Genomic DNA, 14,652 nt, shown 5'->3' with positions numbered 1-14,652 from the left:
GTAAAGTGGACGGCAGAAAAGGAAAGCACCGGAGAGGCGTATTAATTAACGCAAAATTGAATTGACATCACCATACCGCAATTATACAATGACCTTGTAACGTGTTATTAATCGGCTAATAAATTTATTGACAGGAGGCGTACATTATGGCAAACATTCTGAACAGCCCCGGCAGATATGTGCAGGGGGCGGGAGAATTGTCCAAGCTGGGCAAATATGCGGAAGGCTATGGCAAAAAAGCGCTGATTTTAATCAGCCAGTCAGGCTACAAAAGAATCGGCGGCCGTGTGGAGACGGGCTTTGCGGAAACCGGATGCAGTACTGTATTTGATTATTTTAACGGAGAATGCTGCAAGACGGAAATCAACCGTCTGATCGGGGTGATGGAAAAGGAAGGCTGCGATCTGGTTATCGGTATCGGCGGCGGTAAGATTCTGGATACTGCCAAGGCAGTGGCTTATTACAGGCATACTCCCGTGGTGATCTGCCCTACCATCGCATCTACGGACGCGCCCTGCAGTGCTCTTTCTGTTATTTATACGGAAAAAGGCGTTTTTGAAGAATATCTGTTCCTTCCCTCCAATCCGGATATGGTTCTCATGGATACGGAGGTCATAGCACAGTCTCCGGTAAGGCTTACTGTTTCCGGTATGGGAGATGCGCTTGCCACATATTTTGAGGCCCGCGCCGTATTGGCAAAGGATGCCCTCACCTGTGCGGGAGGACATGGAACACTGGCGGCCCACGCTCTGGCAAAGCTGTGTTTTGATACCCTGATGGAAGAGGGCGTGAAGGCGAAGCTGGCTCTGGAAGCGGGTGCATGCACGCCGGCTGTGGAAAAAATCATTGAAGCCAATACCCTGCTTTCCGGAATCGGATTTGAAAGCGGCGGTCTTGCAGGCGCCCACGCCATCCATAACGGCTTTACCGTATTGGAAGAGTGCCACCATATGTACCACGGAGAAAAAGTGGCGTTCGGAACCATTACACAGCTTGTTCTGGAGGATATGCCTGCGGATGAGCTGGAAGATATTATCGGCTTCTGCATTGATGTGGGACTTCCTGTGACCCTGAAGGAGCTGGGAGTGGAAGAAGTGACGAAAGAGAAGATCATGGCTGTGGCGGAAGCTGCATGCGCGGAAACGGATACGCTTCATAATATGCCTTTTGAGGTAACGCCGGAAAAGGTATATGCGGCGATTATGGCGGCGGATGCCTACGGAAATTATTTCAAAGGCATGTAGGCGGCGGATGGCTTATGGGCGGCCGTCCCCGAACCGGAAGGCTTTGTTTTTCCTTTGGTACCGGTACGGCGTTATTCCCAGCTTTCTTTGGAAGGCCTTATAAAAATGGGCGTGATCATAGAAGGCCAGGGCATTGGCCACTTCTGTCACCGTATATTCTTTCAGGAGCAGTTCACAGCTTTTTTCGATTTTAGTATCCAATATTAAGGTGGAAAGGTTGGTGTGCAGCTCCTTTTTTGTAAGACGGTTTATGTACTGAGGATTCAGGGACAGCTCTTCGGCGATTAGAGCAAGCAGGCTTCCGGTTGGCAGGGACAGGTTATCACGGATAAGGCCGAGGATCCGGTAAATACGGTCATCCTTTCTGGCAAAATGTGCCTGGTTGGCGCTGTAAAAGCTGCTGCACAGGATCAGGAGGATATTGAAGAGACAGTGATAACGGAATGAGTCCAGCAGCGGATCGCAGAGAGGGGTATTGTCGTAGGACTGAAAAAGCATTCTCACGGAGGAGAGCAGATCCGGAGAAAGGGTATTATAGGTAATCTGTTTTTTCCTGTATTCGGTATAGTACAGGAAAAAATCCTGAAGCAGGATGGGAGTATTTTCTCCGGAGGCTTCGGTGAGCAGGATTTTGGGCAGAAGGTACAGATTCCTTATGGTGAATTCCCGGTCGGATTCCAGCGCGTGTTTTTGGCCGATGGGTATACAATATACACATCCCGGCGTGAGCAGGCTGCTTTCCTCTTTTGTATGGTGAATGACCTGGCCGGATAAAATAATTCCGATTTCCAGAAATTCATGAGAATGCGCCGCTTCTTTTGGATGACGGGAATAATGGTATTCCTCCGTAAACAGCGGAAGGCTTGTGCGCGTGGTGACATAACTGCTTTGTATTAAATATTCCTGTGTATTCATAAGCTCCATTATAACGGGCCGGAAAGGAAGCTTCAAGAAAAAAAGTCCATATTTTACACATAAAGCACCGACCTTTACAAGCCATCATACGGCGGCTGTGCTACAATAGCCAAAAGAGCGTAAAGGTGGGAGTCATATGAATCATTCAGAACGAATATTAATGACATTGGGATTTGAAAAAAGAACGGAAAGAGGCGTGGTGCTGGAGACTTTTTTCCCATGGGACAAGACCATTAACAGGTGGTGTGAGGAGGGGCTTCCGAAGAAGTACAGGCCGTCCCGGCTCTATCCCCCGGCAGACGGCTATATGGGACGGTATTTAAGCGATCAGATGTCGGATCCTGTGTATACCTACGAGCGGTATCTGGGCTTTGACGGTGTAAAACGGATGGCGTTCCGGATTCCGTTTTCCTGTTTTGATGAAACGGTGATGGAGGAAACGGATACTTACATAGTGCGGCTGGATACGGATGGCTGGGTTCGGAAATACCACAGGAACAGCAATCTTGTGGAAGAGGTGAAAGCGCCGGTAACAGGGGAAGAGGATTGGAATGCCCTGAAGGAAAAGGTAAGGGAGCATCTTGCCCTCTATTGTACCGATGAAAATATCCGGAAGGTTTACGGCAGATATGTGGCGGGCCATGAGGCCGGGGATTATTCCATCCGGTTCCGCCTGACAGGCTTTTTCTGGCTGTCCCGTATGCTCATGGGCATTGAAGAGCAGATGTACGCTTTTTATGATATGCCGGAAGTGCTGCACGATATGAACCAGTTTGCGGTGGATACCTATAAGGAATATCTGGATAAGGTGTTTGATATTATCCAGCCGGAGGTGCTGCTTCTGGAGGAAGATCTCAGCGGCTGCAACGGGCCGATGATTTCTCCTGATATTTTCAATGAATTTGTGGGGGATTATTACAAGCAGCTCTTTCCTTTCCTGAAGGAAAAAGGGGTTAAAAATGTATTTATTGATACGGACGGGGATTTTAACCGGCTGATTCCTGATTTTATCGAAGCCGGAGTGGATGGATTCCTTCCGATGGACGTGAATGCGGGGATGGATATTGTAAAGGTCAGACAGCTGTATCCGGGGCTTAAATTTATCGGCGGCTTCAACAAGCTCACCATTGAAGAGGGAAAAGAGGCCATTGACAGGGAATTCGAACGGATACTGCCTGTTATCCGCAGCGGCGGCTATGTGCCGGGCTGTGATCATCAGGCTACGCCGGACTCTTCCTTTGACAATTACCGGTATTATATCAAACGGCTGAAGGAAGTGATGGAAGAGGCGGGAAGGGATATCTGATCATTGCTGTCCGAGAGGGAATTTCGGGAGCGGCAGAACTATAAAAATGTGTCCGTTACGGCGGACGGGAGGGGTTATAATGAATAACCGTGAAAATACCATGGCGGTATTAACCTATCGGAATTATACGAGAATACCGGTAGTGTCTTTTGGGTACTGGGCTGAAACCGTGATGAAGTGGGCTGATGAAGGCCATATCGGACGGGAGGAAGCCATAAATTATGTGGAGGCCGGGGATAATTCCGAAGGGGATAAGGCCATAATGAAAAAGTTGGGATTTGATTTCAACTGGAATTCCTGTTTTTCTTCTGAGGTCCTTTTGTTTCCTCCTTTTGAGGAAAAGATACTGGAGGAGTTTCCTGACGGCAGCCGGATTATCCATGACGGGCAGGGGCTGATCTGCAAGGTGAAGCCAGGAACTGTTTCCATACCGGCGGAAATCGGAACTTCCATGACGGACAGAAAAGCCTGGGAGGAGCTTTATCTGCCCAAGCTGCAGATGAGCCGGGACCGGATTGACTTTAAGCGGCTGGAAGAGTTGAAACAGGAGCCGGAGAGGGAAATCCCCCTGGGGCTTCATCTGGGTTCCTTTATGGGGAATATGAGGAATATGCTGGGCGTGGAGCAGCTTTCCTATCTGTATGTGGACGATGAGGATTTATACAGGGAAATTGTGGATACGCTGTGCGGCCTGGGCTATGCATGTGCAAAAGAAGTGCTGGAAACCGGTGTGAAATTTGACTATGCCCATTTCTGGGAGGATATCTGCTTTAAGAACGGCCCGTTGATTTCTCCGAATGTATTCCGGGAATTCGTGGGGCCATGGTACAAGAAGATAACGGATCTCACCAGCTCCTATGGAATCGAAATCGTATCGGTGGATTGTGACGGCATGATCGATTCCCTCATTCCCATCTGGCTGGAAAACGGAGTAAATACCATGTTTCCCATTGAGGTTGGAACCTGGAATGCTTCCATTGCTCCCTGGCGGGAGAAGTACGGAAAGCAGCTGCGGGGTGTGGGCGGTATGAATAAGACGATTTTTGCCAGGGATCGGGAGGCGGTGGATCAGGAAATAGAACGTCTGAAACCGCTTATGGCTCTGGGCGGCTATATTCCCTGCCCGGATCACCGCATAGCGCCGGATGCGAAATTTGAACTGGTGCAGTATTATTGTGAAAAGATGCAGAAAGCAGTCCGTTGATGCAGGAAGCGGCAGAGCGCGGTTTCCTGTTGGTATGTAAAGCCCGATACATCGGGCAGGAGGGGTTACTATGGAACAAATGCCGAGAACAGAAGTAGAAGGTATCTCTTTATCCAGAATGATAATCGGAACAAACTGGCTGGCCGGGTGGAGCCATACAAGCCCGTCGGCAGATAATATGATCAAGAAGACCCATGCCCATCCGGAATCGGTCGTTCCCATTCTGGAAACGTTCCAGGAGGCGGGAGTGGATACTATCATGGCTCCTTTTTCCCAGGTGCCGGTCATCTGCCGGGCGGTAGAAGAGGCATCGGAGAAAACCGGGAAAAAGTTCATCATGATTGACACGCCCATCATTAATGTGGACGACAATCCCCAGGCGAGAAAAGAGGCTATGGATGTTATCCGCAAGGGAAAAGAGCTTGGCGCAAGCCTCTGCCTGATTCATCATTCCAGCGCGGAACAGCTGGTAAACAAGGGAAAACGTACCATTGAACGGCTTGGGGATTATACCTCCATGATCCGGGATGCCGGAATGGTTCCCGGACTGTCGGCGCATATGCCTGAGCTGGTGGTTTACAGTGATTTGAATGAATATGATGTGCAGACCTATATTCAGATTTATAACTGTATGGGATTCATGATGCAGGTAGAGATCGAAACGGTCAACCAGATCATTCATGATGCGAAAAAGCCTGTCATGACGATAAAGTCCATGGCGGCGGGCCGCTGTACGCCTTTTGTGGGACTGAATTTTTCATGGGCTACCATCCGTGACTGCGATATGGTGACGGTTGGCTGCTTCAATGCCCAGGAGGCCAGGGAGGACATTGAGATATCGCTGGCGGCTTTGGAACACAGGAGGGTGAACCTGGAGAAGAGGAGCAGCCCGAATGTGAAGCAGGATGCTTTTGGAGGGGAGTAGGTGTTGATGTTGGGCGGGAGGTAGTGGAGCGCCGCCGGAGAGAGTCCTCCGCGGGCCGTTTCGTTCCGGGGTCTGCGGGAGGGATGGGCGGCGGGGCTATATTCTGCGCGGTCAGACGTAAAAATGGAGGTATTTCTAATCGTATTCTCCCGGTCTTCTGCTGTCCAACGCGGCTGAAACTCCTCGTTTCACTCGTCAGACAGCGCCGCTAAGGGCGGCCAGCAGAAGACCGGGAGAATGCGATAAGAAATATCTCCATTTTTGCGTATTCCCTTGCAGAATATAGCCCCGCCGTCCATCCCACCCGCAGACCCCGGAACGAAACGGCCCGCGGAGGACTCTCTCCGGCGGCGCAGGCAGTTTTTTGAAAAGGGATAAAGGTAAAGGACCTACGTACCTTGGGAATTAGTTCTTGGAGGGCTTAGGTCTTTTTTTTAGTAAATTTTGCCTCAACCTTGGGCCCTGCTCCGGCTCCCTCCCTCCGGTTCCTTTGGGGCTGCTGTTTGGTTCGGGGACCTGCCCTTCCCGCTGCGGGCTATGCAGGGTTTCCTGTAAGGGGCGTATAAACTCGCCGGTCCTTAGGCCGCGTATTTTGCGGCCTTAGTACCGCTGCGTGTTTATCCGAGCGAGAGCGTCCCCTGTAAGGATCCCTGCATAGCCCGCAGCGGGAAGGGCAGGTCCCCGAACCAAACAGCAGCCCCAAAGGAACCGGAGGGAGGGAGCCGGAGCAGAAGCAATGATTGAAGCAATATTTACGACCGGTATTCGGTGGGGGTGAGGCCGGTGTATTTTTTGAAGACTTTGTAGAAGTAGCGGGGGTCTTCGTAGCCTACGAGGGCGGCGATTTCGGAGGCGGGGATGTCGGTGTTCCTGAGGGTGCTTTTGGCGGCCTCCATGCGGACCTGGGTGAGGTAGTCTATGGGGGAGAGGCCTTCTTTTTTCTTGAAAACAGTGGAGAAATATCTGGGGTTGAGGTGGAAGTATTCGGCGAGCATTTCCATGGAAATGGGTTCGCGGTAGTGTTCCTTGAGGAAGTCTTTTGCCTGTTCGGTGACGGACTGGCTTCCTTCGGCGGGTTTGGTGCGGCAGGTGAGGGATATTTCTTCTTTTATGAGGGAGAGGATTTCTTCTCTGTTTTCGTGGGAGGACCAGAAGCGGTTGTCGGTAAAATGGTCCCAGCTTTTTTTGGAAGGGGTGTAGTTAAGGCGGATCAGGAGTTCGTATATGTATTGGATCAGGTATTCGAAATTGTGGACCAGGGGGTAGAAGCTGTCTATGAGGGAGCAGAGCTTTTCCGCGGTATCCTGGGGGCTTTTGCAGCGGAGCTCATTTTCCAGGTTTTTCCAGTCCAGGCTGCTGGGGAGCTGGCCGGTGTCGGCGGAGGGGTCTTCCATGTGATATATTTTGCCGTTCCCGGTCAGAAAACGGTGCTTCAGGGCCTGTTCGCTTTGGTCGAAGAGTTCGGGGGAGAGGGAACGGGAAATGGGGCTCAGCCCGAGGGTGATTATGGCTCCCAGGACATTGAGTTTCATGATCTGGGAATCCAGGGTTTCGTATATTTGCTTTTGGAGAGACTGCAGAGAGGGCGCGGAAAAGAGAAGGATTCGGTCGGGAGTATTGGGGCCCGGCAGGAGGCGGAAGGCGGAGGGGAGCCTGGGGGAGAGGCTGTCGGCCAGTATGCTGTATACGTTTTCTATACTGAAATAGCGGCTCTGGTCGTAGCGGCTCACATGGGCGGACCCCACGATGAATTCCCAGTCTTTGTCCGCTCCGAGTAGGGAGAGGAGCTGGGAGTATTCGGTATCGTTCAGGGAGTGGTCACGGGCTTTCTGGAGGAGCTGGTTCAACAGGAGAAGGGTGTTTTGTTCCTGGACGCGTGTGTATTTTGTGAGGGTGGTATTTTTTTCAATGGCTTTGTTGAGGGCGTCAAAAAGAGTCTCCTGGGTGATGGGCTTCAGGAGATAACAGCAGGCGCCGTGGTACATGGCGTTCTGGACGTAATCAAATTCAGCATAGCCGCTGATCACGATGATGGAGGAATTTATGCCCGCGGCCTGGCAGCTTTGGATCAGGCTCAGGCCCGACATGCCGTCCATCCGTACATCGGTTATTATGATCTCCGGACGCTCTTTTTTGGCAATAGCCCAAGCCTCCAGTCCGTCTCCGGCCTGGTAAATTTCTTCAAATTCGTAACGGCCTTTTTTCAGCCGGGCCATAATGGCTTCCCTGATCAGGGATTCGTCGTCTGCAATCAATAATCTCATAGGTAACACCTCTTATATCCTGGGGATAATGAGTTCCGTACGCATGCCTTCCCCTTCTCTTGTGGTGATGGTTAAATGATAAGCGGCTCCGAATTTTAACTTCAGGCGGTAATGGATGTTGAGGATGCCGATGCTTTCATTTTGCTCCTGAAAGTCATCGAAATCATCTTTTTCCAATTTCGCGGAAAGCTTTTCAAATTCAGTAGTCTCCATTCCCTTTCCGTTATCCGCAATGGTGATGAGGAGATTCTTTTCTCCGGCCTTTACGCAGAAAAAGATGCTTCCGCCGGAAGGGATTCCATTGAACCCGTGTTTGATGCTGTTCTCTATAAAAGGCTGGAAAACCAGCTTTATAATGTGGCAGTCCAGGCAGCTTTCATCGATATCGGTATGGAAGGTAAATTTGCTGCCGAAACGGATGCTCTGAATATAGACGTAGTTGTTCATGTAGTTGATTTCCTCTGCGAGGGTGACAATGCCGGAGGAATTATGGTTGATGCTGTAGCGCAGCAGGGCGGAGAGCCGGGCATTTACCTCACAGGCTGTATCATATTTTTCCACTTCAATGAGAGAGTTGATGATTTCCAGCGAGTTAAAAAGGAAGTGGGGGTTGATCTGGGCCTGGAGAGCCATGAATTCGGCGTCCTTTTTCTTCATTTCCATGACGTAGTTTTTTTCGATAAGCTGGCTGACCTGTCCCACCATTTGGGTGAAGGAGGTGTCAAAAATGCCGATCTCATCACTGCCCAGCCGGGAGGGTTCTATTTTCAGGTTGCCCCGGCTGACTTCTTTTATTTTGTCCAGAACGATGACAAACCGTTTATTTACACTTATGGACAGAATAAAACCGGCGGTTATGGTGATAAACAAAAGGATCAGGATACCGGTGGTGAGGGTGCGGTTCAGGTTATCTATGCTTTCCAGGGAGCTGGCGTAGGCAAAATAGTAAACGGCCCGGAAGCCGGAGGCGGAATTGGAGCTCGTCAGGTAGATCCCTTCTTTTCCGGGATAGTCCTCCACGGGATAGCCATTGTAGATGATATCGTATTTGTCCCGGACAAAATGGAGGTATTCATCCATTTCGGAGAAGGTCTGTCCGTAGATGTAGTTGCCCCGGTTATCAATAATAAAAAGCTGGTGGGAATAATTTCCGTCCACACCTTTCATGGCCTTGAACACCTTTTCCGGAAACAGGCTGAGTTTGATCATGCAGGTTATCCGGGAACCGTCGGTGGAGTATATCGGCTTCAGAATGGAAAGAAGCTCTGTGTTATAGGAGCCTTCCGTATGCATAAAGTAGTGGTCAAAATAACGGTTTTCAAATTGTTCTTTCCAGGTCCCGTTTTCTTTATCCAGCGGCCTTATAAAAATACTTCTGTTTTCCGAGCTGCCGGTGAGAGGATAGAGGGCGAGATCATAAAGGCCATAAGGGAACTGATTATTCAAAATCTGGCGGACTTCCGCATCTACGGCCGCATAATCGTCCTTATCCGGATTCGGCAGGGAAAAAACCTCTTTTATTTTATCATTGCTGTTCATGCTGTTTAATAAGGTCCTGAATTTCATCAGCTTATATTCAATGTTATCCACATACTGTTCCACAAATTGTTTGGAAGTGGTGCGTACCTCCTTCGTCAATAATTTTGCCGCATTATTTCTGATATAAAAATTAGATACGATAATTTCAATCAGAAGCAGCAAGACAAGGAGTGACAAAAATTTATGGACAAGTTTGGTGTCATAAAGGTAATATTTCCAGAGTTTTGTGATTGCCTTCATTCGAATATTTCCCTTCTTTTGGCTACTAAAAATTTTTCTTAGGGATTGGCTTTATTATACCTTAGGAAAAGAAGAGGACATAGGGGAAAATTGTTTTAACCCTAAAAATGGAACTGACATTTTTCCACACGAGATGTGAAAATTTTTTATTTTTGTGTAAAATCTGCTCTGCTATAATAAGCCCACAACCAAGCTTGGACGGTAGCAAACGTTACTATTCATGATACCTGTGCCGTAGGTCTTATGGTTCTGCCTGCCCGGCATCCCCTGTCCTGCCTTTCTGCGCAGGCTCTGGCTCTGCAAGGTTCCTGTCAGGGCACGCTCTCGCTCGGATAACTACGCAGCGGTACTAAGGCCGCAAAATACGCGGCCTAAGGACCGGCGTATTTATACGGCCCATACAGGAATCCTTGCAGATCCAGAGCCTGTGCAGAAAGGCAGGACAGGGGATGCCGGGGCAGGCAGAACCATAAGGCCGACGGCACAGGTATCATGAATAGTAACTGACAAACAACAATGATGGAGCAATAAGCAGGAGGAGATATTGATGTTAAAGAAAAAGGGGACTAAAATAACAGCGCTTATGCTGGCGGGAATGATGGCGGCATCTGCTTTTTTGTCGGGCTGCGGCGGAGCGGATTCGGGAAGCAGCCAGACCGGTGCCGCAGCTCAGAGCGGCAATACGGAAAGTGCGAAGGAAAATGCCGGCAGCGATACCGGATCGGCGGGTAAGACAAAAATTACCATGATTACTTATCTGGGAAATCCCACAAGGGATGCTTTGATTCAGGAAATGGTCGCAGGCCTTGATAATATTGAACTGGAAATCATCTCTCCCCCGGCGGATCAGGCCACGCAGAAAATTTCAACCATGCTTCAGGCTGGAGAGGATATTGATATCATCGAACTGGACTCCGTACCGGTGGATCATATTTCCAACGGATTTATTGAACCGCTGAATTCTTATGTGGAGAACTGGGAGGACTGGGGAAGTGTAAGTGAATTCTTAAAGGATCAGGTTACTTCCTATGATGGAAATATTTATTCCATTCCTTACGGTGTTTATGAAAGAGCCTTGTTTTATAGAAAAGACTGGTTTGAAGACAAGAATATCACTGTTCCCAAAACCTGGGATGACTTATATAACGCGGCTGTTGAACTGACAGACCCCACCCAGAACCGTTACGGCTATTCCTTCCGCGGCGGCGCCGGTACCGTAGGCTTCATGCAGATGACTCTTCTTTCCTTCGCGGATCCTGCAAAGCTGGATATCGGAGTTCCGTTCATCGCCAATGATTGTAAGAGTATTTATGATCAGCCGGAAGCCATCGATGCGCTGAATTTCTACAAAAAACTTTATGAAGACGGTTCCCATCCCGATTCAATCGCATGGGGATATCCTGAAATGGTGGAAGCCTTCTATTCAGGAGTAACCGCTATGCTTATCCAGGATCCCGAAGTAGTTGCAACCTGTGAGGAATATATGGAAGAAGGAACCTGGGATGTGGCTCCTCTGCCCGTAGGACCCAGCGGACAGGCTCTTTTCCCTGCTGGCTTTGCAGGCTGGGGTATTGCCGCAAACTCCAAGAATAAGGATGCGGCCTGGGAAGTAATCAAGACCCTTTCTTCCGTGGAAGGAAATACGACCTTCTGTAAGAAAAACGGTAATATCCCCATCCATACCACCGCTCAGGAGGATCCTTTCTTCAGCGAAGGTTACTATAAGTGTTATATGGACATGGCTGCGGATCCGGATTCCTATGTAGGCTATGTGGATTACGGCGAAAGAAGATTTGCATCCAAAGAAGAGCTGGAGCAGATTTCCCAGTTCGGAGCTGCCGCAGACAGCCTGGTACAGGAGATGCTTCTCGGGAAAATCAGCCCGGAAGACTGTGCAGCCAAGCTGGGTGCCTTCTACAGCTGGTCACAGGACAGTGAATGGGTAAAAGAAAGATTCAATAAATAAGATAAGTAAAAGTTAGGAAGGCTGTCCGGGCTGTTTACAGTCTGAGGCAGCCTTCCCGGTACACCCGAAGGGTGTGCTTTTTCGGAAAGGGAAGGAAATTATGCGGCCAAGCAAAAACAAGCTATCCAAAAAAATGAGAGACAGACTGTTCATTGCCCTGTTTCTTCTGCCGGGGCTTTTCATGATTCTGGTCATGCTGTATTACCCTGCTGTGGATGGAATAGTCATGTCATTCCAGGATGTAAAATCCTATAATATTTTCAGTAAGAAGTTTATCGGACTGGATAATTACCGTAATCTGTTTGACAATATAACGTATCTGGGAACCTGGAAAAATACGGTTATCTGGGTGTTCTGCTGTGTGGCTGTTGAGTTCCTGTTGGGCTTCGGAATCGCCCTTCTTCTGCAGAAGCCCTTTTTCGGGAAAAAGCTGTATGAGTGTGTGGTTTTCATGCCCTGGGCTCTTTCCGGCTTCATGGTGGGTATCATGTGGAAATGGATGTTCAACGGAAGCAACGGTGTGATCAATGACATTTTGATGAGGCTTGGAATTGTGGAAAGGCAGGTTGGTTTCCTATCCAATCCGGATTATGCCCTCCCCTGTGTAATTGTAGCCAAGGTATGGACCGGTATGGCCTTCTTCGCCATTATCATTATGGCGGCGCTGAAAACCATTCCCCAGGATATGTATGAGGCGGCGGCCATTGACGGGGCCGGACCCTTAAAGAAATTCTTTTACATAACCTTACCCTCCATCCGTGTCATACTGCTCCTCATGGTGCTTTTAAGGGCGGTGCAGACCATCAACGCGCCGGATCTTATTTTCGGTATGACCCAGGGCGGGCCGGCCGGAAGCAGCCATATTGCATCCAGTTATATCATGACGGAGGTGGTAAAGGGCAATGATTACGGTCTGGTATCCGCAGCCGGCGTTATCCTCTGGCTTGTTACACTGGTTTGTACGGGAATCTATATTGCCTGCACCAATACCCTGAAAGGCGGTGACGAATAATGGCGGGAAAAATGATTCAAAAAGCAGTGCTCACGGCAATGAAGTATATTCTGCTGGCCCTGTTCTTTCTTTTTACGGTATTTCCTTTTTTCTGGCTTTTGGTATCTTCCCTGAAGGGAAGCAAGGAGCTGTATGAATTTCCGGTCCATTATCTGCCGAGGGAAGCGAGCCTGAATAATTACAGGGAAGTAATCGAGATGGGCAATTTCGGGCTTTATATTTTGAACAGTCTCTTTATCGCTCTGGCAGGGGCCTGCCTGGTGGTATTGATTGCGGGAATGGCTTCTTACATACTCTCCCGTATGGAGTTCAAGTCGAAACCGCTGATATTCATGGTATTTATGATGACCCAGATGCTGCCCACCGCGGTGGGGTTTGCCCCCTTATATATCCTTATGTCAAGGATGGGGATGATCAACAGGCTTACCACGGTAATTATTATTCTGGTAGGAGGGCAGATTCCCTTCGGGACGATCCTGTTAATCGGATTTATGAAGGGGATTCCCAAAGCGCTGGAGGAAGCGGCGCTGATTGACGGCTGCGGAAGGATCAAAACCTTTTTCCGGATTGTGATGCCCCTTGCGAAGTCAGGGCTGTTTTCGGTATTTATTTTTGTGTTCCTTGCCTGCTGGAATGATGTGTATACATCCGTGCTGTATATTAATGCCAACAGCAAGAAAACACTGACGGTTGCCATATATTCCATGATCGGAAAATATGACATCAACTGGGGCAATGTCGCCGCTGGAACATTGATTGCCATGCTGCCGGCCATCCTTCTCTTTGGTTTCATGAAAGAAATCTTTGTGGAGAATATTGCGGGGGCAGTGAAGGAATAGAATGAATTTACGTCTGCGGAGAATCCGCGGGCAGGAGGGCTGATAAATGAGAGCAGAAGAAATATGTACCCACTATAGTGAAGATCCTTCCCGTTTTGCAGGTGCGGTGACACCGCCTATCTTCCAGAGTTCCCTGTTTACGGAATGCGAGGGAAACGAAGGGGACAGGGAAGGGCGTTATGCTTATACGAGGGTGTCCAATCCCACCACGGAGATTGTGGAAAATAAGGTGGCGGCCCTGGAGCAGGGAGAGGCGTCAAAATGCTTTTCCTCCGGTATGGGAGCCATCAGCGCAGCGATGATGCATTATCTGAAAAAGGACAGCCATGTGGTGGCAGTTGCCAGTATTTACGGCCCTGCCCACCGTTTCCTGGCGGAGTATATGAAGCGTTTCGGCGTGGAGGTTACCTTTGTGAAGGGCACCGATACGGAAGAGATAGAAGGGGCGATTCGGGAAAATACGGATTTGATTTATCTGGAAAGCCCTTCCACCTATCTTTTTCTGGTACAGGATCTGGCAAAAATAGCGGAAGTCGCCAAAAAGCACCATGCGGCCACGGTGATTGACAACACCTATTGTACACCGATTTTCCAGAAGCCTCTCACTTTCGGCATCGATATGGTAGTGCATTCCGCCTCCAAATATCTGGGCGGGCACAGTGATATAATCGGCGGTGTGGTGATTGGCCGCAAAGAGGATATAGATCAGATCGCCCAGAGCGAAAGGGAACTGTTCGGCGCTGTCATGAGCCCTTTTGATTCCTGGCTGATGCTGCGCGGGATACGTACCCTTCCGGTACGTATGAAGCAGCATATGGCAAATGCCATGGAGATGGCGGCCTATTTCCAGGAGCTTCCTGTTGTAAAAGAAGTGATTTACCCCTGGTGGGAGACACATCCACAGTACGAACTGGCAAAGAAGCAGATGACAGGGGCCAGCGGGCTGATGAGCGTGGTGTTTGATCTTCCCGGAGAACAGATAAAAAGAATTGTGAGGGAGCTGGAATTTTTCCACAGAGGCCCCAGCTGGGGAGGCTTTGAAAGCCTGATTTCCCCGGTGGGAGCGGATTTGGAGCAGGATAACGAAACGATGAAAAAAGGACTGGTGCGCCTGCATATCGGATTGGAAGGCGCCGATCTTTTGAAGGAAGATTTTGAAAGGGCTGTAAAGAATGTGCTTGGATAATAAACAACAGAT

11 protein-coding genes are annotated in these 14,652 nt (G+C 49.3%); 8 read left to right on the top strand and 3 right to left on the bottom strand.

Annotation, left to right across the window (positions count from 1 at the left end; all coding sequences use genetic code 11):
* Window positions 1-146: 146 nt before the first annotated feature.
* Window positions 147-1,244 (top strand): glycerol dehydrogenase, encoded by a 1,098-nt coding sequence (locus tag BLA28_RS05690; RefSeq protein WP_069151558.1) that lies wholly within the window; start codon window positions 147-149, stop codon window positions 1,242-1,244.
* A gap of 12 nt (window positions 1,245-1,256) precedes the next feature.
* Here the strand turns inward: BLA28_RS05690 and BLA28_RS05685 are convergent, their stop codons facing one another.
* Entirely contained in the window at window positions 1,257-2,159 is a 903-nt protein-coding gene (locus BLA28_RS05685) for an AraC family transcriptional regulator (protein WP_169897204.1), read from the bottom strand.
* A 136-nt stretch (window positions 2,160-2,295) separates the two neighbouring features.
* Between BLA28_RS05685 and BLA28_RS05680 the strand changes: the two genes are divergently transcribed.
* From BLA28_RS05680 to BLA28_RS05670, 3 genes are all read left to right on the top strand, one after another.
* Entirely contained in the window at window positions 2,296-3,465 is a 1,170-nt protein-coding gene (locus tag BLA28_RS05680; RefSeq protein WP_069156386.1) for a uroporphyrinogen decarboxylase family protein, read from the top strand.
* Window positions 3,466-3,544: 79 nt separating this feature from the next.
* Window positions 3,545-4,669: a uroporphyrinogen decarboxylase family protein gene (locus BLA28_RS05675; RefSeq protein ID WP_069156385.1), complete on the top strand. Its 1,125-nt coding sequence runs from the start codon at window positions 3,545-3,547 to the stop codon at window positions 4,667-4,669.
* A 70-nt stretch (window positions 4,670-4,739) separates the two neighbouring features.
* Window positions 4,740-5,594 carry a hypothetical protein gene (locus BLA28_RS05670; RefSeq protein ID WP_069156384.1) on the top strand — a complete coding sequence of 285 codons (855 nt, stop codon included), beginning with the start codon at window positions 4,740-4,742 and terminating at the stop codon, window positions 5,592-5,594.
* A 752-nt stretch (window positions 5,595-6,346) separates the two neighbouring features.
* Here the strand turns inward: BLA28_RS05670 and BLA28_RS05665 are convergent.
* Both BLA28_RS05665 and BLA28_RS05660 read right to left on the bottom strand, forming a co-directional pair.
* The gene (locus BLA28_RS05665; RefSeq protein ID WP_071698893.1) at window positions 6,347-7,858 is read right to left on the bottom strand and encodes a helix-turn-helix domain-containing protein; all 1,512 of its coding nucleotides are present in this window, start codon (window positions 7,856-7,858) and stop codon (window positions 6,347-6,349) included.
* A 12-nt stretch (window positions 7,859-7,870) separates the two neighbouring features.
* Window positions 7,871-9,637 (bottom strand): cache domain-containing sensor histidine kinase, encoded by a 1,767-nt coding sequence (locus tag BLA28_RS05660; RefSeq protein ID WP_069156381.1) that lies wholly within the window; start codon window positions 9,635-9,637, stop codon window positions 7,871-7,873.
* Window positions 9,638-10,184: 547 nt separating this feature from the next.
* Here BLA28_RS05660 and BLA28_RS05655 point away from each other — a divergent pair.
* From BLA28_RS05655 to BLA28_RS05640, 4 genes are all read left to right on the top strand, one after another.
* Window positions 10,185-11,603 (top strand): ABC transporter substrate-binding protein, encoded by a 1,419-nt coding sequence (locus tag BLA28_RS05655; RefSeq protein ID WP_069156380.1) that lies wholly within the window; start codon window positions 10,185-10,187, stop codon window positions 11,601-11,603.
* Window positions 11,604-11,703: 100 nt separating this feature from the next.
* Window positions 11,704-12,615: a carbohydrate ABC transporter permease gene (locus BLA28_RS05650; protein WP_069156379.1), complete on the top strand. Its 912-nt coding sequence runs from the start codon at window positions 11,704-11,706 to the stop codon at window positions 12,613-12,615.
* A gap of 11 nt (window positions 12,616-12,626) precedes the next feature.
* Window positions 12,627-13,454, top strand: a complete 828-nt coding sequence (locus BLA28_RS05645) for a carbohydrate ABC transporter permease (RefSeq protein WP_169897203.1) — start codon at window positions 12,627-12,629, stop codon at window positions 13,452-13,454.
* Window positions 13,455-13,500: 46 nt separating this feature from the next.
* A complete protein-coding gene (locus BLA28_RS05640) occupies window positions 13,501-14,640 on the top strand; it encodes a trans-sulfuration enzyme family protein (protein ID WP_069156377.1) in 1,140 nt (379 codons plus the stop codon).
* The last annotated feature ends 12 nt before the right edge of the window (window positions 14,641-14,652 follow it).

Origin of the sequence: Eisenbergiella tayi (assembly GCF_001881565.1) — a bacterium.
GTDB lineage: Bacteria > Bacillota > Clostridia > Lachnospirales > Lachnospiraceae > Eisenbergiella > Eisenbergiella tayi.
The sequence above is the reverse complement of the archived record's forward strand: the minus strand, read 5'-3'. Positions and strand labels throughout refer to the sequence as shown.

Excerpts from the sequence above, each read along its gene's own strand:
- BLA28_RS05665 (WP_071698893.1), bottom strand. The coding sequence starts at position 7,858 with ATGAGATTATTGATTGCAGACGACGAATCCCTGATCAGGGAAGCCATT.
- BLA28_RS05675 (WP_069156385.1), top strand. The coding sequence starts at position 3,545 with ATGAATAACCGTGAAAATACCATGGCGGTATTAACCTATCGGAATTAT.
- BLA28_RS05685 (WP_169897204.1), bottom strand. The coding sequence starts at position 2,159 with ATGAATACACAGGAATATTTAATACAAAGCAGTTATGTCACCACGCGC.
- BLA28_RS05655 (WP_069156380.1), top strand. The coding sequence starts at position 10,185 with ATGTTAAAGAAAAAGGGGACTAAAATAACAGCGCTTATGCTGGCGGGA.
- BLA28_RS05670 (WP_069156384.1), top strand. The coding sequence starts at position 4,740 with ATGGAACAAATGCCGAGAACAGAAGTAGAAGGTATCTCTTTATCCAGA.
- BLA28_RS05690 (WP_069151558.1), top strand. The coding sequence starts at position 147 with ATGGCAAACATTCTGAACAGCCCCGGCAGATATGTGCAGGGGGCGGGA.
- BLA28_RS05645 (WP_169897203.1), top strand. The coding sequence starts at position 12,627 with ATGATTCAAAAAGCAGTGCTCACGGCAATGAAGTATATTCTGCTGGCC.
- BLA28_RS05640 (WP_069156377.1), top strand. The coding sequence starts at position 13,501 with ATGAGAGCAGAAGAAATATGTACCCACTATAGTGAAGATCCTTCCCGT.
- BLA28_RS05680 (WP_069156386.1), top strand. The coding sequence starts at position 2,296 with ATGAATCATTCAGAACGAATATTAATGACATTGGGATTTGAAAAAAGA.
- BLA28_RS05660 (WP_069156381.1), bottom strand. The coding sequence starts at position 9,637 with ATGAAGGCAATCACAAAACTCTGGAAATATTACCTTTATGACACCAAA.
- BLA28_RS05650 (WP_069156379.1), top strand. The coding sequence starts at position 11,704 with ATGCGGCCAAGCAAAAACAAGCTATCCAAAAAAATGAGAGACAGACTG.